22 protein-coding genes are annotated in these 25,301 nt (G+C 72.6%); 12 read left to right on the top strand and 10 right to left on the bottom strand.

What is annotated here, in order from left to right:
- Positions 1–16 precede the first annotated feature (16 nt).
- On the bottom strand, positions 17–637 hold the full coding sequence (locus ACH4DZ_RS26130) for an HAD family hydrolase (protein WP_398289741.1): 621 nt from the start codon (positions 635–637) through the stop codon (positions 17–19).
- Positions 638–778: 141 nt separating this feature from the next.
- A complete protein-coding gene (locus ACH4DZ_RS26125; RefSeq protein WP_398289740.1) occupies positions 779–1,882 on the bottom strand; it encodes a hypothetical protein in 1,104 nt (367 codons plus the stop codon).
- A gap of 152 nt (positions 1,883–2,034) precedes the next feature.
- Between ACH4DZ_RS26125 and ACH4DZ_RS26120 the strand changes: the two genes are divergently transcribed.
- Entirely contained in the window at positions 2,035–4,668 is a 2,634-nt protein-coding gene (locus tag ACH4DZ_RS26120; protein ID WP_398289739.1) for a helicase-associated domain-containing protein, read from the top strand.
- A 582-nt stretch (positions 4,669–5,250) separates the two neighbouring features.
- On the top strand, positions 5,251–5,535 hold the full coding sequence (locus ACH4DZ_RS26115) for a hypothetical protein (RefSeq protein ID WP_398289738.1): 285 nt from the start codon (positions 5,251–5,253) through the stop codon (positions 5,533–5,535).
- Here ACH4DZ_RS26115 and istB read toward each other — a convergent pair.
- Entirely contained in the window at positions 5,513–7,045 is a 1,533-nt protein-coding gene (istB, locus tag ACH4DZ_RS26110) for an IS21-like element helper ATPase IstB (RefSeq protein ID WP_398289737.1), read from the bottom strand. The genes ACH4DZ_RS26115 and istB overlap by 23 nt on opposite strands.
- 235 nt (positions 7,046–7,280) lie before the next feature.
- Here istB and ACH4DZ_RS26105 point away from each other — a divergent pair, with 235 nt between their 5' ends.
- Positions 7,281–8,924 (top strand): DNA repair helicase XPB, encoded by a 1,644-nt coding sequence (locus ACH4DZ_RS26105; RefSeq protein WP_398289736.1) that lies wholly within the window; start codon positions 7,281–7,283, stop codon positions 8,922–8,924.
- A gap of 24 nt (positions 8,925–8,948) precedes the next feature.
- On the opposite strand, the gene ACH4DZ_RS26100 is transcribed toward ACH4DZ_RS26105, so the two are convergent.
- A complete protein-coding gene (locus ACH4DZ_RS26100; RefSeq protein ID WP_398289735.1) occupies positions 8,949–9,137 on the bottom strand; it encodes a hypothetical protein in 189 nt (62 codons plus the stop codon).
- A gap of 337 nt (positions 9,138–9,474) precedes the next feature.
- On the opposite strand from ACH4DZ_RS26100, the gene ACH4DZ_RS26095 reads away from it, so the two are divergent.
- Positions 9,475–11,532, top strand: a complete 2,058-nt coding sequence (locus ACH4DZ_RS26095) for a HelD family protein (protein WP_398290009.1) — start codon at positions 9,475–9,477, stop codon at positions 11,530–11,532.
- Positions 11,533–11,779: 247 nt separating this feature from the next.
- Here ACH4DZ_RS26095 and ACH4DZ_RS26090 read toward each other — a convergent pair whose 3' ends face one another.
- On the bottom strand, positions 11,780–12,472 hold the full coding sequence (locus ACH4DZ_RS26090) for a copper homeostasis protein CutC (protein WP_398289734.1): 693 nt from the start codon (positions 12,470–12,472) through the stop codon (positions 11,780–11,782).
- A 181-nt stretch (positions 12,473–12,653) separates the two neighbouring features.
- On the opposite strand from ACH4DZ_RS26090, the gene ACH4DZ_RS26085 reads away from it, so the two are divergent.
- From ACH4DZ_RS26085 to ACH4DZ_RS26070, 4 genes are all read left to right on the top strand, one after another.
- On the top strand, positions 12,654–13,334 hold the full coding sequence (locus tag ACH4DZ_RS26085) for a DUF5753 domain-containing protein (protein WP_398289733.1): 681 nt from the start codon (positions 12,654–12,656) through the stop codon (positions 13,332–13,334).
- Between the two features lie 32 nt (positions 13,335–13,366).
- Positions 13,367–14,104: a hypothetical protein gene (locus ACH4DZ_RS26080; protein WP_398289732.1), complete on the top strand. Its 738-nt coding sequence runs from the start codon at positions 13,367–13,369 to the stop codon at positions 14,102–14,104.
- Between the two features lie 114 nt (positions 14,105–14,218).
- Entirely contained in the window at positions 14,219–15,493 is a 1,275-nt protein-coding gene (locus ACH4DZ_RS26075; RefSeq protein ID WP_398290008.1) for a Cmx/CmrA family chloramphenicol efflux MFS transporter, read from the top strand.
- A gap of 18 nt (positions 15,494–15,511) precedes the next feature.
- Positions 15,512–16,591 (top strand): GNAT family N-acetyltransferase, encoded by a 1,080-nt coding sequence (locus tag ACH4DZ_RS26070; protein ID WP_398289731.1) that lies wholly within the window; start codon positions 15,512–15,514, stop codon positions 16,589–16,591.
- Here the strand turns inward: ACH4DZ_RS26070 and ACH4DZ_RS26065 are convergent.
- Together ACH4DZ_RS26065 and ACH4DZ_RS26060 are read right to left on the bottom strand one after the other, a co-directional pair.
- Positions 16,580–16,855 carry a DUF4031 domain-containing protein gene (locus tag ACH4DZ_RS26065; protein ID WP_398289730.1) on the bottom strand — a complete coding sequence of 92 codons (276 nt, stop codon included), beginning with the start codon at positions 16,853–16,855 and terminating at the stop codon, positions 16,580–16,582. The genes ACH4DZ_RS26070 and ACH4DZ_RS26065 overlap by 12 nt on opposite strands.
- A complete protein-coding gene (locus ACH4DZ_RS26060) occupies positions 16,852–17,241 on the bottom strand; it encodes a hypothetical protein (RefSeq protein ID WP_398289729.1) in 390 nt (129 codons plus the stop codon). Before ACH4DZ_RS26060 ends, ACH4DZ_RS26065 begins: the two co-directional genes overlap by 4 nt.
- 254 nt (positions 17,242–17,495) lie before the next feature.
- On the opposite strand from ACH4DZ_RS26060, the gene ACH4DZ_RS26055 reads away from it, so the two are divergent.
- The 3 genes from ACH4DZ_RS26055 to ACH4DZ_RS26045 all read left to right on the top strand — a co-directional run bounded on the left by ACH4DZ_RS26055 (position 17,496) and on the right by ACH4DZ_RS26045 (position 20,342).
- Positions 17,496–18,413, top strand: coding sequence for a MurR/RpiR family transcriptional regulator (locus ACH4DZ_RS26055; protein WP_398289728.1), 918 nt, complete (start codon positions 17,496–17,498; stop codon positions 18,411–18,413).
- 290 nt (positions 18,414–18,703) lie between these two features.
- A complete protein-coding gene (gene murQ, locus ACH4DZ_RS26050) occupies positions 18,704–19,669 on the top strand; it encodes an N-acetylmuramic acid 6-phosphate etherase (protein ID WP_398289727.1) in 966 nt (321 codons plus the stop codon).
- 73 nt (positions 19,670–19,742) lie between these two features.
- Positions 19,743–20,342 (top strand): hypothetical protein, encoded by a 600-nt coding sequence (locus tag ACH4DZ_RS26045; RefSeq protein WP_398289726.1) that lies wholly within the window; start codon positions 19,743–19,745, stop codon positions 20,340–20,342.
- Between the two features lie 44 nt (positions 20,343–20,386).
- On the opposite strand, the gene ACH4DZ_RS26040 is transcribed toward ACH4DZ_RS26045, so the two are convergent.
- Together ACH4DZ_RS26040 and ACH4DZ_RS26035 are read right to left on the bottom strand one after the other, a co-directional pair.
- Positions 20,387–21,955, bottom strand: coding sequence for a subtype B tannase (locus ACH4DZ_RS26040; RefSeq protein ID WP_398289725.1), 1,569 nt, complete (start codon positions 21,953–21,955; stop codon positions 20,387–20,389).
- A 232-nt stretch (positions 21,956–22,187) separates the two neighbouring features.
- Positions 22,188–22,766: a TetR/AcrR family transcriptional regulator gene (locus ACH4DZ_RS26035; RefSeq protein ID WP_398289724.1), complete on the bottom strand. Its 579-nt coding sequence runs from the start codon at positions 22,764–22,766 to the stop codon at positions 22,188–22,190.
- 110 nt (positions 22,767–22,876) lie between these two features.
- Between ACH4DZ_RS26035 and ACH4DZ_RS26030 the strand changes: the two genes are divergently transcribed.
- The gene (locus ACH4DZ_RS26030; protein ID WP_398289723.1) at positions 22,877–23,812 is read left to right on the top strand and encodes an NmrA family NAD(P)-binding protein; all 936 of its coding nucleotides are present in this window, start codon (positions 22,877–22,879) and stop codon (positions 23,810–23,812) included.
- Positions 23,813–23,963: 151 nt separating this feature from the next.
- Here ACH4DZ_RS26030 and ACH4DZ_RS26025 read toward each other — a convergent pair whose 3' ends face one another.
- Complete coding sequence (locus tag ACH4DZ_RS26025) at positions 23,964–25,124, bottom strand: NADH:flavin oxidoreductase (RefSeq protein ID WP_398290007.1); 1,161 nt, start codon at positions 25,122–25,124, stop codon at positions 23,964–23,966.
- Between the last annotated feature and the right edge of the window lie 177 nt (positions 25,125–25,301).

The following is a 25,301-nucleotide window of genomic DNA, read 5'->3' as shown; positions in this document are numbered from 1 at the left end:
AATTCCCGCCGGTCGCCTACTGGTGGGCGGCCAGCCAACTCGGGAACTCCAGCAGGTCCTTGAGGACCACGTCGGCGCCGGCCGCGCGCAGTTCCTCCGCGTCGCAGGGGCCGGTGGCCACCGCGACGGACAGCGCTCCGGCGGTACGCGCGCCGCGTACGTCGCCGGTGTGGTCGCCGACGTAGACGCCCGCGTCGTACTCGCGCAGGGCCTCCGCCTTGCGCTCGGCCCACAGGTCGCCGATGACCGCGTCGGCGTCGATGCCGAGATGGCTGAGATGCAGCTTGGCGTTCGGCTCGTACTTGGCGGTGACGACGATCGCCCGGCCCCCGGCCGCCCGCACCGCCGCCATCGCCTCACGCGCGCCGGCCATCGCGGGCGTCGGGGCGATGGCATGGGTGGGATACATCTCCCGGTAGACGTCCGCCATGGCCGCGACCTCCTCGGCCGGGAACCAGTTGACCAACTCCTCCGCGAGCGGCGGTCCGAGCCGGGTGACGGCCAGATCGGCGTCGATGAAGGTTCCCGTCCGTACGGAAAGCTCCTGATAGCAGGCCCGGATCCCGGGCCGGGAGTCAATAAGGGTCATGTCGAGGTCGAACCCGACGGTCAGCACACGAGAAGTCATATAAGCCATTGTGCCCACCACGCGGCAGCGCCCACCCGTGACATGTACGCCCCCGCCGACCGCCTTCAGGGGCGCGGGGAACCGCGCGACCGGCCCTCACCGAACCCAACCGCACCCGCACCCGACAACCAACCCGCCCGGGCGGCACCGTCACCTCCGGCGCTGCGACCGCCACACCAGATACAGCGCCGAAGCGACAGCCGCGCTCCGCAGGACCCACGGCCAGGTCTCGGCGATCGCGTCGCTCATCTGGTCCTGTGCGATGGGCGCGCCCCAGCGCCCCTCCCCACGGCCCCAGATCCAGACGATGCCTCCCGAGGCGACGAGGCCGGGCACGACGAGGACGGCCCACTTCGCCTCGGTGGGGCTCAGGCGGCGCGAGAGGTAGGCGATGAGCCAGCCGAGGCCCAGCATGACGAGGTTGCCGATGACCGCGCCGGCGACCAGGAGGGCGGCGGCGAGCAGCAGCAGGGGGTTGGACCAGCCCCCGCCGGCGCCGCCGCCGAGCGGGCGCAGGCGGGGCACGAAGCGACGGCGTACGCGCCCGGCCGGTACGGGCTCCCCGACGACCTCCGCCGCCGGCGCCGCCGCGGACTTCGGCCCGGGCTCGCCAACCTTGTCTGCCTTGCCTGCCTTATCGGGCCCATCAGGCTTGTCGGGGTCGTCGATCGGCGGTGGCTTGAACAGTTCCGGGATCTCCACGCCACCCGTGAACCCCGGCACGCTGTCCGTCGCCCCGAACGGGCCGCTCTCCACCCGCCACCAGTCGGGCTGGGGCCCGGTGCCCAGCTCGTCCGTGCTGGCGAGATGCGGCGGGGTGGGCGTGGAGCCGACCATCCCGGTCGATTTTGTCCCGGCAGGCCCGGGGTCGGCGGAACGCGGCCGGGGCACCGCGCGGCGCAGGCGCTTGGGACGGGCCCCCGGCTCCCGGTCGCGCTGGGCGGGGACGGCGGACCGCTTCGGCGGGGACGGGTCCGTACCGGCGCCCTTGTCCGTGCCGGCACCTGTGCCCGCGCTGCCGTCGGTCCGGGAGTTGGCCGCCGCGACCACCGATTCGGGGGTGCCGATGCGGTCGAGGATGCGGCGGACCGCGGCCGGGCTGTCGAGGGCCGCCTTGGTCCGGCGCCGGTCGATCTCGCCGCGCAGCTCGGACACGAGCCGCATACGCGTCCCCGACGGCAGCTGCCTCTGCTGGGCCAGGTCGCCCACCCGGCTCAGATAGTCGAATACGAGCTGGTCGCTCTCGATCCCCACGAAGTCCCCTCCGGGACGCCCACGTTGCGATTTCCCGCGCGACCGACGGTACCGCGCCCGCCGCCGGTGGCGGGCCCCGGCACGGCCGTGGCACGGCCGTGGCGCACGTCAACGGGAACGGCGGCGGGGGCCCACCCGCTACCGTGGATCGGATGAGCGTCCAGGAGCAGTCGTCAGAGGAGCCCGGCGGGGCGTCCACAGAGGAGCCCGCCCCCGCCGGGGCACACCCTCGTTCCCTCGCGGAGGACCTGCGGGCCCGCGACGACTCCTCCCTGTCCGCGCTGCTGCGGGCCCGCCCGGACCTCATCACTCCCGTACCGACCGACCTGACCCAGCTGGCCACCCGGGCCGGTACGCGCGCCTCCGTGATCCGCGCCCTGGAGCGCCTGGACCGGTTCGCCCTGCAGACCGCGGAGGCCCTGGCCGTGGCCCCGGAACCGGCGCCGTACGGCACGCTCCAGGACCTGCTGGCGGGCGACGCGCGCGACCCGGTGGTCGTCGAGGCGCTCCCGCGCGCCGTGGCCGTCCTGCGTGAGCAGGCACTGGTGTGGGGCTCGGACGACCGGCTCCGGCTGGTGCGCACGGCCCGCGAACTGCTCGCGCCCTCGCCGCAACACCCCTCCCCGACGGGTCTCGGCCCGACGGTCGCCGAGGCCACCGCGGGCATGTCCCCGGGCCGGATCCAGGAACTCCTCACGACGGCCGGACTGCCCACGACGCACGACGCGGTGTCCGCGGTGGAGTCGCTCACGGGGCTCTTCACCGACCGCGCCCGGATGGCCGCCCTGCTCGACTCGGCCCCGCCGGACTCCCTGGAGGTCCTTTCGCGGCTGGTCTGGGGGCCGCCGTACGGTCAGGTGACCGCCGATCCGGCGTCCCGGCTGCGCTGGCTCCTCGACCGCGGACTGCTGCTGCCGACGGCGCCCGGCACGGTCGTACTGCCGCGTGAGGTGGCCCTCCATCTGCGCGAGGGGCGGGCGCACCGGCGGACGGAACCGCTTCCTCCGCCGGTCGAGCCGACCTCCGTACACCGTCCACAGGTGGTGGACGGCACGGCGGCCGGGCAGGCGTACACGGCGCTCGCCACCGTCGAGGAACTGCTGAAGGACTGGGACGAGGGCGGCCCTTCGGCGCTGCGCGCGGGCGGTCTGAGCGTGCGCGACCTGAAGCGGACGGCCGTGGCCCTCGACGTACCGGAGCCGGTCGCCGCCTTCTGGGTGGAACTCGCCTACGCGGCGGGCCTGCTGGCCCCGGACGGCGAGGCCGACGAGCGGTACGCGGCGACGCCCGCCTACGACGAGTGGCTGGAGCTCCCGGCGGCCGAGCGCTGGACGCGGCTGGCCACGGCGTGGCTGTCGGCGACCCGCACGGCGGGCGTGGTCGGCGGACGCGACACCAAGGAGCGCGCGTTGGCGGCACTGGGCCCCGGCCTCGACCGCTCCGCGGCGCCCGAGGTCCGGCACCGGGTCCTCTCGCTCCTCGCCGCGCTGCCCGAGGGCGGCTCCCCGTCCCCCGACGCCCTCGTCGCGCGCCTCCACTGGGAGCGGGCCCTGCGCGGCGCCGCCTCCTCGGACGACCTGCGGTCCCGTATCGCCCGGTGGACGCTGACCGAGGCCGAGTCCCTGGGGATCACCGGCAGGGGCGCGCTGTCCGCCCACGGACGGGCGCTCCTGGGGGCGCCGCCCGGCGCCTCCGCCCCCGCGCCCGCCGCGGGGCCCGGCGACAAACTCCCCGTCCATCACCGGCATCCGCACCATCTGGTGCCCTCGCCGGAACCCCGCTCCCCCGCCGAGCTGGCCTCCGCCGCCGCGCTGGCCGGCCGACTGCTGGCGCCGCTCCTTCCCGAGCCCCTCGACCATGTCCTCCTCCAGGCGGACCTGACGGCGGTGGCCCCGGGTCCGCTGCGCCGCCCGCTGGCCGATGTGCTGGACGTCCTCGCGGACGTGGAGTCGAAGGGCGGGGCCACGGTCTACCGCTTCACACCGGGCTCGGTCCGCCGCGCCCTGGACGCGGGCCGCTCGGCCTCCGACCTCCAGGCGTTCCTCACCGCCCACTCCCGTACGCCGGTTCCGCAGCCGCTCGCCTATCTGATCGACGACGTGGCACGCCGGCACGGCCACCTGCGGATCGGCGCGGCGTCGGCGTACGTGCGCTGCGACGACGACGCGGTCCTGAACGAGATCATCGCCGACAAGCGTTCACAGGGGCTGCGGCTGCGCCGCCTCGCGCCCACGGTGCTGGCCGCCCAGGCCGACCCGGCCGCACTCCTCGAAGGGCTGCGCGCGATGGGCTTCGCACCGGCCGCCGAGTCCGCCGAGGGCGATGTGCTGATCACCCGCGCGCACGCGCGCCGCACGCCCCCGCGCACGGCGCCCGAGCCGGTCCCCGACGGCCCGCCGTCCCCCGACACCACCCTGCTGGGCGCCGCGATCCGGGCCATCCGTGCGGGCGACCTGGCCTCCACGGCCCCGCGCAAGCCGTCCGCGTCCGGTTCCCCCGGCTCCGCCGCCACCTCCGGCTCCTCCGCCGGCGCCGAACCGAACGGCACCCTGCCGCGCACCAGCTCCGCCGAGACCCTCGCCACCATGCAGGCCGCCGTCCTCACCGGCGGCACCCTGTGGATGGGTTACGTGAACGCCGAGGGCTCCGCCAGCCAGCACGTCATCGCCCCCGTCCGGGTGGAGGGCGGTTTCGTCACGGCGTACGACCACACCGCGGACGAGGTCCGGACGTATCCCCTGCACCGGGTGACGGGTGTGGCGGAACTGGCGGACGACCAGGCCTGAGCCCGCCAGGGCCTGTCTGGCCGTACTCACCGGGAATTCGTCTCACTCGTCCGGGTGTAGGCGGCGGTTCATGCGCGCCACGCCGGACGCTTCCCACCCATGAGGGACCTTGGGGGTTCTCCGGCATCCCCGCCCGAGTCGCTGGGCAGCCACTGGGTGTCCTGCTCACGCACGAACCCACTGGAAGAAGAGGGAATCCCATGCGTACTGCCCGTCGTGTCGCCACCGTCCTGATCGGTACCGCCGCGCTGCTCGGCGCACTCGCCTCACAGGCCGCGGCGATCGGCATCGATCTCGGCGGGGGCGTGACGCTCTGAGTCGCCCCCGCGCGGCTCGTCACACCCCGTAAGCCCCGTCTCGCCTCGTACGCCCAGTAGGCCTCGTACGCCAGTAGGCCTCGTACACCCCGCGGGCCGGACCCGGCCATCCCGGGTCCGGCCCGTCCCCTCCGTGGGCCCCGCCCCGGCTCAGCGGCACCCGAAAGGTTCTGTAGCGCCCATGCGTCCCCTCCGCCTCATGCTGCAACCCTCCTGTCCCACGGCCTCCGTGCCCTCCGTGCCCCCTGTGGGTCCTGTGGGCCCCGTGGGCCCCGTGGTCGACGAGCGCCGTACCCACCACGCGCGCACCGCCGCCACGGTCGCCCTCATCGCCTCGGCCGTGCTCATCGGCGTATTCGCCCCGCAGGCCGCGGCGGCCCGGACGGCCGCCCGGGCGCCCCACTCCGTCCCGGCCACCCCGTCCGCCCCGTCCGCGCACTCCGCACTCCCGCTGCCGCTGCCGGTGACCGCCGTCGAACCGCTGGTGACCGAGGGAGTCAGCATCGAGGGCCCGCTGATCAACAACCTCACTCTGCCCACGCTGCGGTGACCCGGCGCATGCGGTAGCTGTCCCCTTCGAGACGCACGATCTCCGCGTGGTGCGCCAGCCGGTCGACCATCGCCGGGGCGGCGCCTCCGAAGACCTCCTCCCAGCGGCCGAGCGGGCGGTCGGTGGTCACGATCAGGGAGGACCGCTCGTAGCGGTGCGCGACGAGCTGGAAGAAGAGGTGGGCGGTGTCCGGGTCGAGCGGGGTGTAGCCGACCTCGTCGACGATGAGCAGCGGGCGGGCGTCGAGATCCGCCAGTTCCTCGGTGAGCCGGCCGGCCGACCGGGCCCCCGCCAGCCGCGCGGCCCACTGCGCCGCGGTCGCGAAGAGCACCTGGTGCCCCGACTGGCACGCCCGCACGCCGAGACCGACGGCGAGATGGGTCTTGCCGGTGCCGGGCGGCCCGATGAACACCACGTTGCGCCGGGCCGCGACGAAGTCCAGGCCGCCGAGCCGGGCCACGGCCTCCCGGTCGAACACCCGGGGATACTCCTCGTCGAACTCCTCCAGCAGCTTCCGGGCGGGAAAACGGGCGTCACGGATCCGGGCCTCGGCACCGGGCCCGGTGGGGTCGTACACGTCGTAGGGCTCGTGCGAGTCGTAAGGGGAGGAGACCGTCTGCACCGGGATCGGGGCGGTGACCTGCGCGGCGATCTGTGCGGCGACCTGCGCGGCGGACGGGCTCGCGAGCGGGACGGGGACCCGTGCGACAGGCACGGTCTTGGCCGCGAACGCGAACTCGGCCGGGACGGAGGAACCCGCCATCCCGCCGGCCGCCCTTCCGGCGTCCTCGCCCCCGGACCCCGCACCGGAGTCGTACGCGTGCCCGAGCCCTCGCTCCTGTCCCTGCTCATGCCCTTGCGCATGTGCCTGTGCCTGTCCGTGGCCATGTCCGTGCCCCAGCGCATGGGCAAGTCCGTGCCCCTTGTGCAGGCGCTCCCCGTGCGTCGCCATCGGGCCCGACATGTACGCCAGGATCGCCGCCGAGGCGATGAACGCCATGTGGATGACCGTCCCCCACAGCAGCGAGTGGTGCGAGGTGTGGTGCACGTCCACGAACATCTGGAGCAGGTGCACGGACGAGATGCCCACGATGGCGGTGGCGAGCTTCACCTTGAGCACGTTGGAATTGACGTGCGAGAGCCATTCCGGCTGATCACGGTGGCCCTGGAGGCCGATGCGCGAGACGAACGTCTCGTAGCCGCCGACGATCACCATGATCAGCAGATTGGCGATCATGACGACGTCGACCAGTTTCAGCACGGCGAGCATCACGTACGTCTCGTTCGCCTGCCCGGTCACGCTCCGGAGGATTAAAGTCCACAGCTCTCTGAAGAACTTGTAGACGTACACACCTTGTGCCGCCACGAGCCCGAAGTACAGCGGGGCCTGGAGCCAGCGGGTGGCGAAGAGGGAGTAGCCGAGCGTCGCGCTCGGCTGCGAGGGGGGTGGGGGCGGTGGGGGTGTTTCGGGCTGCGGCTCGGGCTGCGGGGCATGGCTGTGATGAGGCAACAGTGAGCTCTCCCTGGGCGGCGACCGGGGCAGTGACCTGGGGCCAGTGACCTGCGGAATCGCCATTCTTCGGGGCAGCGACCGTAAATCTGAATTCACACCACTCATTGGAATGAATAGACATTCAGTAGGACAGGGCCCGGAGCACCGGGCGTTCGCGACGGCGGGCCCCGGCGATCAGGCACACTGGACGTTTGGCCGTGCACATCGCACGGCTGTGCAGAAGGGGACGCGCGTGAATGGTCCACTCATCGTCCAGTCCGACAAGACCCTGCTCCTGGAGGTCGACCACGAGCTGGCGGACGAGTGCCGCCGGGTCATCGCTCCCTTCGCCGAGCTGGAGCGCGCGCCCGAGCACATCCACACCTACCGGGTGACCCCGCTCGGGCTGTGGAACGCGCGCGCGGCCGGACACGACGCCGAGCAGGTCGTGGACGCGCTCGTGCAGTACAGCCGCTATCCGGTGCCGCACGCGCTGCTGGTCGACATCGCGGAGACGATGGGCCGCTACGGCCGTCTCACGCTGAGCAAGCACCCGGCCCACGGGCTCGTCCTGACCACCACCGACCGGCCCGTGCTGGAGGAGATCCTGCGCTCGAAGCGGATCACCCCGCTCGTGGGCGCCCGGCTCGACCCGGACACCGTGGCCGTCCACCCCTCCGAGCGGGGGCAGATCAAGCAGACGCTCCTGAAGCTGGGCTGGCCGGCCGAGGACCTCGCCGGGTACGTGGACGGGGAGGCGCACGCCATCGGGCTCGCCGAGGACGGCTGGGCCCTGCGGCCCTACCAGAAGCAGGCGGTGGAGAACTTCTGGCACGGCGGGTCGGGCGTGGTCGTACTGCCCTGCGGCGCCGGCAAGACGCTGGTCGGCGCGGGCGCCATGGCCGAGGCGAAGGCCACCACGCTCATCCTCGTCACGAACACCGTCTCGGCCCGGCAGTGGAAGCACGAGCTGGTCAAGCGCACGAGTCTGACCGAGGAGGAGATCGGCGAGTACAGCGGTACGCGCAAGGAGATCCGCCCGGTCACCATCGCGACGTACCAGGTGCTGACGACGAAGCGGAAGGGTGTCTACCAGCACCTGGAGCTGTTCGACTCCCGCGACTGGGGGCTGATCATCTACGACGAGGTGCATCTGCTGCCCGCGCCGGTCTTCAAGTTCACCGCCGACCTCCAGGCGCGCCGCCGGCTCGGGCTGACGGCCACGCTGGTGCGCGAGGACGGCCGCGAGTCGGACGTGTTCTCCCTCATCGGGCCGAAGCGTTTCGACGCGCCCTGGAAGGAGATCGAGGCGCAGGGGTACATCGCGCCGGCCGACTGTGTCGAGGTCCGGGTGAACCTCACGGACTCCGAGCGGCTGGCGTACGCGACCGCCGAGGCGGAGGAGAAGTACCGCTTCTGTGCGACGACGGCGACGAAGCGCAAGGTCACGGAGGCGCTGGTGCGCCGGTTCGCGGGGATGCAGACGCTCGTCATCGGGCAGTACATCGACCAGCTCGACGAACTGGGCGAGCATCTGGACGCGCCGGTCATCAAGGGCGAGACGTCGAACGCGCAGCGCGAGAAGCTCTTCGAGGCGTTCCGTCAGGGTGAGATCAGCGTCCTGGTCGTCTCCAAGGTCGCCAACTTCTCGATCGACCTGCCGGAGGCGACGGTCGCCATCCAGGTGTCGGGCACCTTCGGCTCCCGCCAGGAGGAGGCCCAGCGCCTCGGCCGGGTGCTGCGTCCGAAGGCGGACGGCCACCAGGCCCACTTCTACTCGGTCGTGGCCCGCGACACCATCGACCAGGACTTCGCGGCCCACCGCCAGCGCTTCCTGGCCGAGCAGGGTTACGCGTACCGGATCGTGGACGCGGACGAGCTGCTGGCCGACAACTAGCCGGTCGGCACACCGCAGGGGGCGCTACCGGCGGCGTACGCCCGCCTCCTCGCCGTACTCGCCGAGGATGACCACGCCGAGGGCGGCGCCGGCGAAGACCTTGACGGCGCGCAGGGCGTCGCCGAGCCGATGGCGGTGACTGCCTTCCAGGGCGGTCGCGCCGGTCGGCGGACGGGGGCGGGCGGGGGCCTGGGTGAACGTCGCAGTGCTCATGTATCCAGAGTGGGACGCGAGCGCTCCGATTTCATCGGCCCATGGACCGAGCCTCCACCGCCTCCTCGTACTACTCGGGACCGACATCTACCCCGTAGGGAGGGGTCGGCATCCCCTAGGGGACAAGGGGACCAGGGGGCCGGGGGGCCGGGGCACGAAAACGGTTGGCCCCGGCCGCCCCCGCTCGCCTAAGATCTCCGCTCTTGCCCGCCTCCCGTCGTGGAGCGCCGCCGCCCGGACGGAAACCGGCCGGTTCACCGCCACTCAGTGGGGCCCACCGGCCCCGGCTCTCGCAGGCCCGGAGGCAACACCCGTGTCCACCCCGTCCGACTCCGCCATGCCGTCCGACGACCCCCTCTCCCGTGAGCGCGCCCACCTCGCGCACTCCCGGGCCGCGCTGCGTTCGATGCGCGAGGACGTCCAGTCCCTCGACATCCGGGACGTCACCGCGAACTGGGTCAACGCGGAGGTCCTGACCCGCCAGATCGACGAGCGCATCAAGGCCCTCGCCGACCTGTCCCACACCCCGCTGTTCTTCGGCCGCCTCGACTACCTGCACGCCCCGGGCGCCGAGCAGGCGGAGGGCGCGCAGGGCGAACGCTTCTACATCGGGCGCCGGCACGTGCACGACGCCGGCGGCGACCCCATGGTGATCGACTGGCGCGCCCCGGTGTCCCAGCCGTTCTACCGGGCCTCCAAGAAGACGCCGATGGACATCGCGCTGCGCCGCCGCTTCGGCTACACCGGCGGCGACCTCACCGCGTACGAGGACGAGCACCTCTCCGACCCCGCCGAGAACGCCGAGACCGCGGCCACGAGCAAGCTGCTCCAGCAGGAGATCGAGCGCCCGCGCGTGGGCCCCATGCGCGACATCGTGGCGACGATCCAGCCGGAACAGGACGAGATCGTACGGTCCGGTCTGGGCGGCACGGTCTGTGTGCAGGGCGGTCCGGGCACCGGCAAGACGGCCGTCGGCCTGCACCGCGTCGCGTACCTCCTCTACGCCCACCGCGACCGGCTCGCCCGCACCGGCACCCTCGTCATCGGGCCGAACGCGTCCTTCCTCCACTACATCGAGCAGGTGCTGCCCGCGCTGGGCGAGCTGGAGGTCAAACAGGCCACGGTCGCCGACCTGGTCGCACATGTCGAGGTGCGGGGCACGGACGAGGCGGCCACCGCCGTCGTGAAGGGCGACGCGCGCATGGCCGAGGTGCTGCGCCGGGCGGTCCGCGCGCATGTGACCCTGCCCACCGAGCAGGTCGTGGTGGTCCGCGGCTCCCGGCGCTGGCGCGTACCGGAGTACGAACTGACCGCCATCGTGCAGGAGTTGCTGGACCGGGACATCCGGTACGGTGCCGCCCGCGAGGCCCTGCCGCAGCGCATCGCGCACGCCGTGCTGGTGCGGATGGAGCGGTCGGGCGAGGCACCGGACGACCGGGTGCAGGACGCCGTCGCCCGCAACCCCGCGGTGAAGGCGGCGGTGAAGGCGATCTGGCCGCCGGTGGACCCGGCGAAGCTGGTCTTCCGCCTGCTCTCGGACGCCGGCTTCCTGGCGCTGCACGCGGAGGGTGTACTCACCGAGGCCGAGCAGGAGACGATCCGCTGGGCGAAGCCCGTCCGGTCGGTGAAGTCCGTCAAGTGGGCCGCCGCGGACGCCGTACTGATCGACGAGGCCACCGACCTCGTACAGCGCACGCACTCCCTCGGGCATGTGGTGCTCGACGAGGCGCAGGACCTGTCGCCGATGCAGTACCGGGCGGTGGGGCGGCGCTGCACGACCGGTTCGGCGACCGTGCTCGGGGATCTGGCGCAGGGTACGACGCCGTGGGCGACGCGCAGCTGGGAGGAGGCGCTGGCGCACCTCGGGAAGCCGGAGGCGGTGGTGGAGGAACTGACGGCCGGTTTCCGTGTCCCGACGGACGTGATCACCTACGCGTCCCGGCTGCTCCCGCACATCGCGCCGGGCCTGGCGCCGGTGGCGTCGGTCCGGGAGAACCCGGGCTTCTTCGAGGTCCGCCGGACCGCGGCGGACGCCGACGCCACCACCGAAGTGGTCACCGCCTGCGAGGAGTTGCTCGCGCGGGAGGGGTCGGTGGGGCTGATCGCCGCCGATGGACGGGTGCCGGTGCTGTCCGAGGCGCTGGCGAAGGCGGGGCTCGCCCATCTCGCTCCCGGCGAGGAGACGACCGCCTCCGCCCGGCTGACACTGGTGCCGGCGTCTCTCGCGAAGGGGTTGGAGTACGACTACGTGGTGTTGCACGAACCGCAGGCCGTGGTGGACGGCGAGCCGGACGAGCGGACGGGGTTGCGCCGCCTGTACGTCACGCTGACGCGCGCGGTCTCGGGGCTGATCGTGACCCACGCGGACGCCTTGCCGGCGCAGTTGGAGGATTAGGCGCACCGTGTCCGGGTGCGGGCCGGTGGGGGCTGGTCGCGCAGTTCCCCGCGCCCCTGAAGGGCGGGGCTGCGCCCCGATCCGCCCCGCCCCAGCCCGCCCCGGCCCGCCCCCAGGGGCGCGGGGAACGGCGCAATCTTTTGCCTTTAGGGGCGCGGGGAACGGCGCGGCCCGCCCCCACCGGCCCGCAGACGCAGCTCCAGGCCCAGGCCCAGATCGAGGCCCAGGCCCAAACTGGGCCCCCCGTTCAGACGGCATCCAGCGCGGAGCGCCACGCGTGGACCGCCGTCGCGGAGACCGGCCCCGCCCAACCCCCCGGCCGCGCCGCACCCCCGATGTGGAACGCGTCCACACCCCCCGCCCGCAGCGGAGCGACATGGTCGAGGCGCAGCCCCCCGCCCACGAGGAGCTGAGGCTCATACCCCGGCTCCCCCCGCCGCCCCGCCTCCGCGAGCAACGTCGGCAGCCCGTCGTCCACGCCGCCCGCAGCTCCCGCCGTGAGATACGTGTCCAGACCGGGCAGGTCGGAGAGCCGCTTGCGCAGGGCGTCCCGGTCGGCGGCCCGGTCGATCGCCCGGTGGAACGTCCAGCCGCAGCCGTCCAGTTCGGCGAGCACCGACTCCAGCGCGGCCAGATCGGGCTCCCCGTTCCCGTCCAGGAACCCGAGCACGAACTCGTCCGCCCCGGCCGCCCGCAGCTCCCGCGCCGCGCCCACGAGCGCCCGTACGTCCCCGGCCGCGAAACCGTCCGCCAGACGCAGCATCACGCGCAGCGGGATGCCGACGGCGGCCCGGATCCCGGCGAAGGCCGCGACCGGCGGGGTGAGCCCGTCGGCGGCCATGTCGGTGACGAGTTCCAGCCGGTCCGCGCCTCCGGCCTCGGCGGCGACCGCGTCCTCGACGTCGAGGGCGATCACCTCCAGGACTGCACGCTTGCTCATAGGACCTCTTCCCTCGGGCGGCTACAGATGGCGGGCTACAGGTCTAGTCCAATACTCAGCCTACGCGCCCCGCGACGGAGATCAACGGATATCACCATTCGCGCACGCGCGGTCACTGTCCGCAACTACCCTCGATCCGGCGACGTCCGACAACGCCAGCCGCGCGAAAGGGAGTTGTGCCATGCCCAAGACCGAGCGACTCGACCCGTCCCGGCCGGAGTACGCGCAACCGGCGTCGGCAGACGTCGCCGCATTCGAGAGCCTGGCGCGGTCGGTCAGGGACTGGGCACCGGACCTGATCCCGGGCCTGCTCCGGACCACCGCCTACAGCAGGGCGGTGAGCGAGGCGTACGAACCGGCCGGGACGGACGGGGCCGCCGAGGGACGGATGGCCTCCCGGCAGGTCCGCGCACGCATCCTCGACAACCCGGCGGGTCCCCGCTACTGGGTGATCCTGGACGAGGTCGTCGTACGGCGTCCGGTGGGCGGCCCGCACGCCATGGCCGAGCAGCTCCGTCGCATCGCCGCGCTGGTCCGCCGCCACCGGATCATCGCCCAGGTGCTGCCCCTCTCGGAAGGCGCGCACGCCGGGCTCGAAGGCCTCTTCAAGCTGATGACCTTCGACGACGCCCCGCCCGTCGCCTACGTCCAGGCCGCCGGGACCGGCCGCCTGTCGGTCGATCCGGCCGTGATCACCCGCTGCACGCTCACCCACGGGCTGCTCGGGACCGCCGCCCTGTCCCCTCTCGCGTCCCTCACTCTCGTCGAGCGGGCGGCCGAGGAGTACGAGAGGTACGACGGGCACGAGGAGCACGCGGAGCACGAGGAGCACGAGAAGCACGAGGCTGTGCACCGCCTCTGAACGAGTGGGGCGGCGGGCGGACAATGAACCACATGGCCGATCCCGACGCCCTGCGCACCCGCTGGTCCCACACACTCCACCGAAGCCGAAGCCGAAGCCGAAGCCGAGACCAAAGCCAAGGTCAAGGCCAAGGTCAAGGCCAAAGCCGTGGGACGGAGCCCTCCAGCCCCACCCCCACCCCCACCCCCGCCCCCGCCCCCTCGCCGGAGGCCTACGCCGACGACCTCCTCGCCCGCTGGTCGGAACCCCAGCGGCGCTACCACACCCTCGATCACCTCACGGCGGTGCTGGACCACGTCGACGTGCTGGAGAAGGCCGCGGACGACCCGGATCTGGTCCGGCTGGCCGCGTGGTTCCATGACGCGGTCTACCTCCCCGACCGCTCCGAGAACGAGGAACGTTCGGCCCGGCTCGCCGAGCGCGCGCTCCCCGAGGCCGGCCTCTCCGCCGCCGCCACGGCCGAGGTCGCCCGTCTCGTCCGGCTGACGGTCACCCACGCCCCGGCCGGCGACGACCCGAACGGCCAGGTCCTGTGCGACGCCGACCTGGCGATCCTCGCCTCGCCGTCCGACGCGTACGCCGCCTACACGGCAGCGGTCCGCGAGGAGTACGCCTTCGTGCCCCCGGACGCCTTCCGTGAGGGCCGCGCGGCCATCCTCCGCCAGCTGCTCGATCTGCCGCGCCTCTTCCACACCCCTTACGGAGCAAGCGAATGGGAGGGTCCGGCCCGTCACAACCTGACGAGCGAGCTGACCCTGTTGACGGCCTGAACCGCACCCGCTGGAATGGGCTGTCCACCGTCGAGGTTGGCACCTGATATGCCCGTCCCCACGAGCCCCGGCTCCCCCATGCCCGCCCCCACATCCGTACCCGGGCCCGCGTCCATGCCCCTGGCCGTCTACATCCTCGGGCTCTCCGTCTTCGCCCTGGGCACCAGCGAGTTCATGCTCTCCGGGCTCCTGCCGGCGGTCGCGGACGACATGCACGTGTCCATTCCGCGCGCGGGCCTGCTGATATCCGCCTTCGCGGTCGGCATGGTCGTCGGAGCGCCCCTGCTGGCCGTGGCCACGCTCCGGCTGCCCCGCCGCACCACCCTCATCGCGCTCATCGGCGTCTTCGGTCTCGGCCAGATCGCGGGCGCCCTCGCCCCGAACTACGCCGTTCTCTTCGTGTCCCGGGTCGTGAGCGCGCTGGCCTGCGCCGGATTCTGGGCCGTCGGCGCGGCCGTCGCCGTCGCCATGGTCCCGGTGAACGCCCGTGCCCGCGCGCTCGCCGTGATGATCGGCGGCCTGTCGATCGCGAACGTCCTCGGCGTCCCGGCGGGCGCCTTCCTCGGCGAGAGCCTCGGCTGGCGCTCGGCGTTCTGGGCGGTCGGCGCGGCCAGCGCGGTCGCGCTCGTCGGGGTGGCCACCCTCATCCCCCGTATCCCGCTCCCCGCCGAGAAGCCCCGGCTCAGGAACGAGCTGCGGATCTACCGCGACCGGCAGGTCTGGCTCACCATCTCGCTGATCGCGTTCTCCGCGGGCGGGGTCTTCTGCGCGTTCAGCTACCTCGCGCCGCTGCTCACGGACGTGGCCGGGCTCGACGAGGGCTGGGTGCCGGCCGTGCTCGCGCTGTTCGGGATCGGCGCGCTCATCGGGACGACGATCGGCGGCCGGATCGCGGACGCGCACCTCTTCGGGGTGCTGCTGTCCGGTATCGCGGCCTCGACGGTCCTGCTCGTGACGCTCGCCCTGCTCGCGCAGTACGCCGTCGCGGCAGCCGCCCTCGCCTTCCTCCTCGGCGTCTCCGCCTTCTACACCGCCCCGGCGCTCAACGCCCGGCTGTTCAACGTCGCGACCGCCGCCCCCACCCTGGCCGCCGCGACCACCACGGCCGCCTTCAATCTCGGCAACACCGGTGGCCCCTGGATCGGTGGCGCCGCCATCGACGCGGGCCTCGGCTTCGCCTCCCCGGCCTGGGCCGGAGCGGCCCTGACCGTCGCGGCGGGCGTACTGACCGCGATCTCGCTGCGCCTGTACCGGCGCGGGGCGTCGTCGCGGGTGGTCACCCGCGCCGCACCCAGGATTGAGACCGGGGCGGCGGCCGTGACCGAGTTCGGGGCCGAGGTCGGGGCGGAGATCCGGGCGGACAAAAATACACACCACTCCGCGAACTGATCACCTATCCTCACCGGCATGCGAGCCATGGGTGGGGACCAGGTGGAAGAGGCCGTCTCGGGTGCCGTGGCGGCCCTGCGGGGCGCGACCGACCGGGACTGGGACGTCAAGGCCGGCCGTCTCGAATGGAGTTGCCGCAGCACGGCGGAGCACATCGCGTCGGACCTCGTCTCGTACGCGGGCCAGCTGGCGGGCCGCCCCGCCGACCGCTACGTACCCTTCGACATCACCTTCGACGAGTGCGAGAACCCCGAGGACGTCCTCCAGGTCGTCGAGGCGACCGGCGCCCTCCTCGCCGCCGCCGTGCGCACCACCCCGCGAGAGGCGCGGGCCTTCCACCCGTACCCCTTCCGCAGCGCGAACCGTGAGGGCTTCGCCGCGATGGGTGTCGCCGAGGTGCTTCTGCACACGCACGACGTGGCCGAAGGTCTCGGAATCGCGTACGAGCCGCCGGCCGCGCTCTGCGCCGACGTGCTGACCCGGATCTTCCCGCACGTGCGCCCCGAACCCGGCCCCGACCACTGGCGGACCCTCCTGTGGGCCACGGGCCGCGGTGAACTGCCCGGCCGCGCGCCCCTCACCACCTGGCGGTGGAGCAACAACCTCGTCATACCGTCGGAACGCCTCACCCTCCAGGGCGTCACCCCCGCAGCCGCCGCCGACCTCACCACGGGCGGCACCGGCGGCTTCGAGTGGATCGAGGGCGGCCCCTTCCAGGGCACGCGGGACGCGGCGGGCATGGTCGTAAAGGCGTACGAGGCCGGGGTGCACCGCCCCGAGTGGGGCATGTTCGTCCTCGTCCGGCGTGAGGACGGCCGCGCGGTCGGCGGCATGGGCTTCCACGGCGCCCCGGACGACGAGGGCCGCGCCGAGGTCGGCTACGACCTGGCCGGGGCGGCCCGCGGCAACGGTTACGCCACCGAGGCCCTGCGCGCCATGTCCGCCTGGGCGCTGGCCCGCGAGGACGTCACGTACCTGCTCGCGACGGTGGACCGCACCAACTCCCCCTCCCAGGGCGTGATCTCACGCGTGGGCTTCACCCGGGTGGGCACGGTGGACGACGACGGGGAGCAGTACGCGTACGAGCTACGCGGCTGAGCCGGGCCGCCCCTTCGGCCTGCGCAGCCCGGACGCGTGCAGGATGCGGACGACCTCGCGGCTGCGCACCCGCACCGCGCCGGCCCGTACGGCGTCCTCGTACCGGTGCGAGGGGATGTCGTAGTGATCGCGCTCGAAGGCGCGGGCGGGGGCGCCCAGCCGCCGCGCGAACTCATGGAGCTCGTCGAACGACACGTCACTCACGAGGTGGGACCACATGCGGCCGTGCCCCGGCCAGTCCGGCGGGTCGATGTACACGGTCACGAAGAACTCGCCCCACTGCCCATGGCCGGACCGAGCGCACCCACCGGGGCGACGCTCACGCCGGCCTTGTGACACACCCAGTGCGGGTCGGGCCCCAGCTCCGGCTCCACCTCCAGGGCATGCGGATCACCGTCGCCGCAGACGGGGCAGAGCGGCCAGCGCCCGTACGTCTCCAGCAACGCGTCCTGTACGTCCTGGGCGACCAGCCCGGCCACGTACTCGACGCCCTCGGGCCACTGCTCCACCCACCACCGCCGCTGCACGACGGACTCCTCGACCATCGACACGACATCGGCCTCCGCGACCTCCCCCGCCACAAGATCAGCGATCACCAGGGCCCGAGCCGCATGAAGAGCCTGTTCGAGAGGAGCGACGGATGATTCCATACACCCATTGTGCGCCAGGGGCGTTCGAGGAACGCGGCCAACGGCCCGGTCCTGCGCCTTCAAAGGGGCGCGGGGAACGGCGCAGTCTTTCGTCTTTCAGGGGCGCGAGGAACGGCGCAATCTTTTGGCCTTGAGGGGCGCGGGGAACGGCGCAGTCTTGCAAGGGGCGCGGGGAACGGCGCAACCAGCCCCACCGACCCGCACCCACCGACCCACCCCTTGACCCTCCCCCCACCCGAAAATATCTTTCATACGTGACCCAAGAAGTGAAGGAAATTTTCGCGGGCGAACCCCCGCCACCCCCCGCAGCCCTCGCCGCAAAGGTCCGCACCCTCGCCCCCTCGATGACCCGCTCCATGCAGCGAGTGGCAGAAGCCGTGGCCCACGACCCCGCAGGCTGCGCCGCCCTCACGGTCACCGGCCTCGCAGAACTGACCGGCACCAGCGAGGCGACAGTCGTCCGCACGGCCCGCCTCCTCGGCTACCCCGGTTACCGCGACCTGCGCCTCGCCCTCGCCGGCCTCGCCGCCCAGCAACAGTCGGGCCGCGCCCCCGCCGTGACGGCCGACATCGCGGTCGACGACCCGATCGCGGACGTCGTCGCCAAGCTCGCCTACGACGAGCAGCAGACGCTCGCCGACACCGCGGCCGCACTGGACACGGTCCAGCTGGGCGCGGCGGTCGGGGCGCTCGCGGCGGCCCGCCGTATCGACGTGTACGGCGTCGGGGCGTCCGGCCTGGTCGCCCAGGACCTCACCCAGAAGCTGCTGCGCATCGGCCTCATAGCCCACGCGCACCACGACCCCCATCTCGCCGTGACCAACGCCGTGCAGTTGCGGGCCAAGGACGTGGCGATCGCGATCACGCACTCCGGGGCCACCGGCGACGTCATCGAGCCGCTGCGGGTCGCGTTCGAGCACGGGGCCACGACGATCGCGATCACGGGACGGCCGGACGGGCCCGTGACCCAGTACGCGGATCACATCCTGACCACGTCCACGGCCCGGGAGAGCGAGCTGCGGCCGGCGGCGATGTCGTCCCGGACGAGTCAACTGCTGGTGGTGGACTGCCTGTTCATCGGGGTCGCGCAACGGACGTACGAGACGGCGGCGCCGGCGCTGTCGGCGTCGTACGAGGCGTTGGCCCACCGGCATCGCAGTACGCCGCGTTAGGGAGGGCGGGGTGTTCGTCCGCGGGCCGGTGGGGGCCGGTCGCGCCGTTCCCCGCGCCCCTCAAGACCAAAAGATTGCGCCGTTCCCCGCGCCCCCTGAAAGGCGAAAGACTGCGCCGTTCCCCGCGCCCCTTCAAAGACAAAAGATTGCGCCGTTCCCCCGCGCCCCTTCAAAGACAAAAGATTGCGCCGTTCCCCCGCGCCCCTTGAAAGACGAAGGATTGCGGTGTTCCCCGCGTCCGTGAAGAGCAACACGATCCGTCCCGCCCGTACCAGAGAGAGTCGCCGTACATGACCTCAAGCGCCGACGCCACCGACGCCCCCTCGTCCTCCGGACACCGCAGCGTGCGGGCCGAGTTGGAGGGCCTGACCACGGAGGCGTTCCGCCCCGAGCACTCCGACATCGACCGACTGCCGACGCTCGACATCGCGAAGATCATGAACGGTGAGGACGCCACCGTGCCGACCGCCGTCGCCGCGCGGCTGCCGGACATCGCGGCCGCGATCGACGCCATCGCGGAGCGGATGGGGCGCGGTGGCCGGCTCGTCTACGCCGGCGCCGGCACCGCCGGCCGGCTCGGCGTGCTGGACGCGTCGGAGTGCCCGCCGACGTTCAACACGGACCCGACCGAGGTCGTCGGGCTGATCGCGGGCGGTCCGGCCGCGATGACGACGTCGGTCGAGGGGGCGGAGGACTCCGCGGAACTGGCCGTCGCGGACCTGTCCGCGCTGAACCTCACGGCGGACGACACGGTCGTCGGTGTCTCCGCCTCGGGCCGCACCCCGTACGCGATCGGCGCGGTGGAACACGCCCGCGCGCTCGGCGCCCTCACGGTCGGCCTGTCCTGCAACGCGGACAGCGCGCTGGCGGCAGCGGCGGACCACGGCATCGAGGTCGTGGTGGGTCCCGAGCTGCTCACGGGCTCCACCCGGCTGAAGGCGGGCACGGCGCAGAAGCTCGTCCTCAACATGCTCTCGACGATCACGATGATCCGCCTGGGCAAGACGTACGGGAACCTGATGGTCGACGTACGCGCCTCGAACGAGAAGCTGCGGGCGCGTTCACGCCGTATCGTCGCGCTCGCCACGGGTGCCTCCGACGAGGAGATCGAGGCGGCCCTGGCCGCGACGGACGGCGAGGTCAAGAACGCGATCCTCACGATCCTGGGCACCGTGGACGCCCCCACGGCCGCCCACCTCCTCAAGGAGACGAACGGCCACCTGCGCGAGGCCCTGGCAACGACCCGCCAGCCCTGACCGCCCCTTCACAGGGGCGCTGTCAGTACCTCGTGCGAGGCTGGTGGAGCCAAACGGAAGGGACCCCAAGACCGTGAACCACGCGCAACTGACCGCCCTGGGCAGAGCCCTCCGCGTGCTGGGCGAGCACGGAGACGCCCTCTCCACCGAGATGCCCGACGCCAAGCTCCACGAGGTGAAGGCGGACCTGAAGCGCGCCCTGGACCTCCTGGACGAGACCGTCACCACCGCGGCCCCCACCACCCGCTGCGCGGAACACCCCACGGGCCCGGTGGACGAGGACGCCCTCGACCTGTGCCTGCTGTGCGAGACCCGCCGCCGCCTCGCCCGCCGCTCGAAGGTGAACGACTCGTTCCAGGACTCCTTCCCGCAGGGCCGCCCGACGGCCCCGGACGAGGGTTCGGAACGTACCAAGTCCCGTTACGGCGTCCGGGGCGACCGGCCCCAGCCCCAGCAGCGCTGGCTGCCGGAGATGTGGACCGGCCAGGCCTGGCAGCTCTGCGGCACGCCCCGCCGCGACAAGCAGGAGGCCGAGCTGTATCTCGCCGCACAGCGCCGGAGCCCTCGCCCGAGCATGGCCTACCGGCTGGTCCACGAGTTCACGGACTACGAGGTGCTGCGCATCTGGGGCACACCGGTGAAGGTCGACATCGAACCGATGGGAAACCTCTAGAGCTGGAACCGAAGCCGGAAACAGAGCCGGAAGCAGGGCTGGAACTAGAGCTGGGGCCGGTAGCCCGAGACCTTCCCGATCCACTCGACGAAGGCACCCGGATCCTGGTCGGCCCCGTGCCCCGCGTCCCAGTAGTAGGCGGTGTCGACGTCGTCACCGAGGCTCGTCAGACGCGCGGACAGGTTGCCCGCGATCGAGAGCGAGGTGTCGGTGTCCTTGGTGCCGAGGCGTATCCACCAGTGCTTCGCCCGACTGCGGTTGAGGTTCTCGACGAGGTGGTGCATCGGGTTCATCAGGTCGAGCTTCCCGGGGATGTCGGCGTCCAGGCGCGCGCTGTCGCCGCTCTCGTGCCGCAGGCTGTAGAGCGTGAAGTGCCGGGCCTTCGTGGTCCCCGTGCCGAACAGGTTGTTCTCGGGCGTGGCCAGGGTGAAGCCGTCGAACGACGGCGCGTTCTTCTTCCGGGCGCCCACATGTGTGAGGAAGCCGTCCCAGGAGAAGGTGGCCCGTCCGCCTGAGCCGCCGCCGGACCAGGTGATGAACGGGTTCGCGGCGAGATAGACGGCCCGGTCCGCGTCCGGCAGCGCCGCCAGGTACCGCGTGGCCGACGGCTCCAGATGCGTCCGCAGCAGGTACGCGTCCAGGTTGCGCGCGGTGAGGGCGCCGAAGCCCTTCGCCCGCAGCCCGAGCGAGGCCAGGTGCTCGGCGTACGCGGCCTTCAGCTCTCCGGAGACGGTCTGATCGACCTGCGCGCCGCCGCTCAGCAGGTTGGCGCCCCAGCACCACTCGTACGCCATGTCGGCGTGTTCGAGGTCGATGATCGGACACCAGGCACCGGCGGCGAAGATCGCGTCGCTCGCGTCGGTCGCGCCGATCGCCTTCAGGTACGGGTCGTAGAGCGGACTGTCACCGGACGCGCCGAGCAGTGCGGACAGGGCCCCGCCCGCGCTGACCCCGGACGAGACGATCCGCCGTACGTCGCCCGGGACGCGGCCCCTGTTGAACTTCAGGTACCGCACGGCGGCCTTCAGGTCGACGATGACGGCCGGCGCCGTGCCGTAGTGGACCCCCGAGGCGTCGACGAGCGTACGACCGCGGGCGCCGGGCTCCACGACGACGTACCCGGCGGCGAGCGCGAGCGCCTGGCGGCTGGTTCCGCCGCCCATCCCGGACGCGACGATCCCGGTGTTGTTCGCCACGGACGACGGCATGTACCCGCCGATGCCGTTGGCGAGGAGGATGGGCGCGCCCGTGGCGTCGACGGTCGTGCCGTCGATCCTCACCGGCACGCTGACGTTGAGGGACTGGTAGGCCGCGTCGACCGGCTTGGCCACGTAGGAGGCGACCTTGTAGAAGCGGTACGCGACCTCGTGGGCGACGCCGCCGGTGTCCTTGATGGTGAGGGTGGATTCGGCGTAGGCGTCCGGATCGAAGACCAGATCCACCGGAGCCCCCGCCCCCGCTCCGGTCCCGGCCCGCCGGTCCTGCGTGACACCCTGCCGGTCCCGCGTGACGCCCCGCCGGTCCTGCGTGGCGGCCCGCGCCCCGGAACCGAACCCGGCCGCCGTCCCCACGGTCGCCGCGGTAAGTCCCATGACCGCTGCTCTGCGCTTCACGTCCGTCTCCTGTCGTCGATCCTGTCCTCAAGCACGGCTCGAAGCACCCAGTGCACCAGCCGTTTCCGAGGACTTCCCCTCCCCCTTCGGCGACAGCACAGGGAATCGGCCACCGGCCCGAACACCCACGTCCTGCCTGGTCCGCCGCCATACCGAGCGAATCGCCCACAAAATTGTCAGCAATTTTGGCGCGAACCTGCCCGGCCCGCGCCGCCACCCCCGCCCGGCGACCTCAGCCCGCGCCCCCACGCGGCGGACTCAGCCCCACCACCGCCAGCCGGAACAACCGGTCCGCCTCCGCCGCCGGGTCCCGGTGGTGTTCCGTTGCCAGCACGACGCCGACAGCGAGCGTGATCAGGTCGGCGACGGTGACGCCCGCCGCCACCGCGCCGTCCCGCACGGCACGTCGGAGCAGCGGGCCCCCCGCCTCCTCCAACGACCGCGAGCACGAGTTGTCGTGCACCGGGTCGGCCGGAGACCCGTCGTACGTCAGCGCGGCGGCCAGCCCCCGCGCGGAGACGCAGTAGGCGACGACTTCACCCATCCACTCCAGCAGGGCATCCCTGCTGTCGCCCTGATCCGTCAGCTCCTCGGCGCGCACGCAGAGTGCCTCGATCCGCGTCCGCGAGACCGCTTCCAGCAGCGCGCGACGCGTCGGGAAGTGCCGGCGAACCGTGGCCGACCCGACCCCCGCGGTGCGCGCGATCTGCTCCAGGGACGCATCCGCCCCGCGCGCGGCGACCTCTTCCTCGGCCACCGCGAGGATGCGCGCGTAGTTGCGCCTGGCATCGGCGCGCTGACGATCGGGCATCGGATCTCACCTCGTGCTTTGTCAAACGGCGGGCCCCGCCATATCTTAGGTGAAGAGGAAACGGCGGGCCCCGCCGTTTTGCTGCGTCAGCACCTCGGAGGAGCACTCGCATGCCCAAGAACACCGGCTCAGACCCCGCACCCGTCCTGGTCACGGGCGCCACCGGCAGACAGGGCGGGGCAACCGCCCGCGCCCTGCTCACGGCGGGCGTGCCCGTACGGGCGCTGGTACGCGACCCGGCCACGACCCGCGCCAAGGCCGTCGAGGCGCTCGGCGCGGAGCTGGTCACCGGCGACCTCCACGACCGCGACTCCGTGGCCCGCGCCTCGGAAGGCGTCCGCGCGGTCTTCTCCGTACAGATGCCCGGCATCACAGAGGACGGCTTCGACTTCGACGGGGAGGTGAGGCAGGGCGTCAACCTCATCGAGGGCGCCAGGGCGGCCGGTGTGCCGCAGTTCGTGCACACCTCCGTCAGCGGTGCCGGTCAGCACACCCAGGACCCCGGCTGGGCGGAGGGCCGGTGGGCGTCGACGGCGGCCACGCTGGAGGCGAAGCGGGCGATCCAGGACCGGCTCCGCGAGGCCGGCTTCCCCCGCTGGACGTTGCTCAAGCCGGGCTTCTTCATGGAGAACTTCCTCCCCTCGATGCGGTTCCTGTTCCCGCGCGGCGTCGAGGGCGGCATCGTGAGCGTGCTCAAGCCCACCACCCGCCTGTCCCTCGCCGCGGTGGACGACGTCGGTACGGCGGCGGCAGCGGCCGTCGCCGCACCGGAACGGTTCGACCGCGTCGAGCTGGAACTGGCCAGCGACTACCTGTCGATGGCGCGGATCGCCGAGATCCTCTCCGGGGCGCTCGGCGTGCGTCTGCCCGCGCCGGACATGACGGAGGAGGAGGCACTGGCCGCGGGCATGCCGCCGATGGGCGCCTCGCACGAGCGGTTGAACGTGGTCGGCCAGCCCGGCCGCCCCCAGTACGCCAGGGACCTCGGCATCGAACTGACCTCCTTCGAGAAGTGGACAACCCAGCACCTGTCCCCGAAGCCCTGACCTCGCTTCCGTCACCGCCTGGGGCTCCGCCCCCGCCCCCCCCCGCTGCGCAGTTACCCGCGCCTCTGGATACCTAGGGGCGCGGGGAACTGCGCAATCCCGTGGGCCAACCCCCACCGGCCCGCAGCCGAATGCGCGCGCCCACCCGAAATCAGCTGAGCGAGCGCAGCGCCGACGCGTTGAACGCCTCCAGTTCACCGAACCGCCCGCCCAGCACCTTCACGGCCCACTCCGGGTCCTGGAGCAGCGCGCGGCCGACCGCGATCATGTCGAACTCCTCGTTCTCCAGCCGGTCGAGCAGGTCGTCGATGCCCTTGACCGGCGCGCCCTCGCCACGGAAGCCCTTGAGGAAGTCCCCGTCGAGGCCGACCGAGCCGACGGTGATGACGGGCCTGCCGGTGAGCTTCTTCGTCCAGCCGGCCAGGTTCAGGTCGGAGCCGTCGAACTCCGGCAGCCAGTAGCGGCGCGTCGACGCGTGGAAGGCGTCCACGCCGGCCGCGGCGAGGGGCTCCAACAGGGAACCGAGCTCCGCCGGGGTCTCCGCCAGGCGCGCCTTGTAGACGTCCTGCTTCCACTGCGAGTAGCGGAAGAGGACGGGGAAGTCCGGCGAGACGACCGCCCGCACCGCGGCCACGATCTCCGCGGCGAACTTCGTACGGGCGACGGGGTCACCGCCGTACCCGTCCGTGCGGCGGTTGGTGCCCGCCCACAGGAACTGATCGAGCAGGTAGCCGTGCGCGCCGTGCAGTTCGACCCCGTCGAAGCCGATGCGCTCAGCGGCGGCAGCGGCGTCGGCGAAGGCCTGGATGACGTCGTCGAGGTCGGCCCGGGTCATCTCCTTGCCCTGGCCGGCGGTGCCGTCGAGGCGCAGGCCGGAGGGGCCGACCGCGGGCGCGTCCGTGAACGGCTGATCCCCGGCGGAGCGCACCATGCCGATGTGCCAGAGCTGCGGCATGATCGTCCCGCCCGCCGCGTGCACGTCCGCGGCGACCTTCGCCCACCCGGCGAGCTGCTCCTCCCCGTGGAACCGCGGCACCCGGTCGCTGTTCCCGGCCGACTCGTGGTCCACGTACGTGCCCTCGGTGACGATCAGACCGACACCGGCGGCGGCACGGCGGGCGTAGTACGACGCCACGTCCTCCCCCGGAACCCCGCCCGGTGAGAACTGCCGGGTCATCGGCGCCATCGCGATCCGGTTCGGAACGGTCAGGCCGTTGAGGGCGACGGGCCGGGAAAGAACCTCGGCGGCGCGGGAGGCGGAGGGGGCGACAGTCACGTGGGGGCTCCTCGTGGGGGGGAGGGGATTGCACATCCCACTGGGTATGTGCATGCGCATGAATCACTCCCCGGCTCAACCATCTCGGCGATCGCGGCATTCCTGCGCTCCGACACCCACCTCTGTGACCCCGGACACGCCCGAGGGCGGCACCCCGTTTCCGGGATGCCGCCCTCGTTCGCGTGCTGCGAAGAACTCTCGCGTGGCTGCGAA

Origin of the sequence: Streptomyces sp. NPDC017991, assembly GCF_044328075.1 — a bacterium.
GTDB lineage: Bacteria > Actinomycetota > Actinomycetes > Streptomycetales > Streptomycetaceae > Streptomyces.
The sequence above is the reverse complement of the archived record's forward strand: the minus strand, read 5'-3'. Positions and strand labels throughout refer to the sequence as shown.

Excerpts from the sequence above, each read along its gene's own strand:
- ACH4DZ_RS26130 (WP_398289741.1), bottom strand. The coding sequence starts at position 637 with ATGGCTTATATGACTTCTCGTGTGCTGACCGTCGGGTTCGACCTCGAC.
- ACH4DZ_RS26120 (WP_398289739.1), top strand. The coding sequence starts at position 2,035 with ATGAGCGTCCAGGAGCAGTCGTCAGAGGAGCCCGGCGGGGCGTCCACA.
- ACH4DZ_RS26100 (WP_398289735.1), bottom strand. The coding sequence starts at position 9,137 with ATGAGCACTGCGACGTTCACCCAGGCCCCCGCCCGCCCCCGTCCGCCG.
- ACH4DZ_RS26095 (WP_398290009.1), top strand. The coding sequence starts at position 9,475 with ATGCCGTCCGACGACCCCCTCTCCCGTGAGCGCGCCCACCTCGCGCAC.
- ACH4DZ_RS26090 (WP_398289734.1), bottom strand. The coding sequence starts at position 12,472 with ATGAGCAAGCGTGCAGTCCTGGAGGTGATCGCCCTCGACGTCGAGGAC.
- ACH4DZ_RS26085 (WP_398289733.1), top strand. The coding sequence starts at position 12,654 with ATGCCCAAGACCGAGCGACTCGACCCGTCCCGGCCGGAGTACGCGCAA.
- ACH4DZ_RS26080 (WP_398289732.1), top strand. The coding sequence starts at position 13,367 with ATGGCCGATCCCGACGCCCTGCGCACCCGCTGGTCCCACACACTCCAC.
- ACH4DZ_RS26075 (WP_398290008.1), top strand. The coding sequence starts at position 14,219 with ATGCCCCTGGCCGTCTACATCCTCGGGCTCTCCGTCTTCGCCCTGGGC.
- ACH4DZ_RS26070 (WP_398289731.1), top strand. The coding sequence starts at position 15,512 with ATGCGAGCCATGGGTGGGGACCAGGTGGAAGAGGCCGTCTCGGGTGCC.
- ACH4DZ_RS26060 (WP_398289729.1), bottom strand. The coding sequence starts at position 17,241 with ATGGAATCATCCGTCGCTCCTCTCGAACAGGCTCTTCATGCGGCTCGG.
- murQ (WP_398289727.1), top strand. The coding sequence starts at position 18,704 with ATGACCTCAAGCGCCGACGCCACCGACGCCCCCTCGTCCTCCGGACAC.
- ACH4DZ_RS26035 (WP_398289724.1), bottom strand. The coding sequence starts at position 22,766 with ATGCCCGATCGTCAGCGCGCCGATGCCAGGCGCAACTACGCGCGCATC.
- ACH4DZ_RS26030 (WP_398289723.1), top strand. The coding sequence starts at position 22,877 with ATGCCCAAGAACACCGGCTCAGACCCCGCACCCGTCCTGGTCACGGGC.
- ACH4DZ_RS26025 (WP_398290007.1), bottom strand. The coding sequence starts at position 25,124 with ATGTGCAATCCCCTCCCCCCCACGAGGAGCCCCCACGTGACTGTCGCC.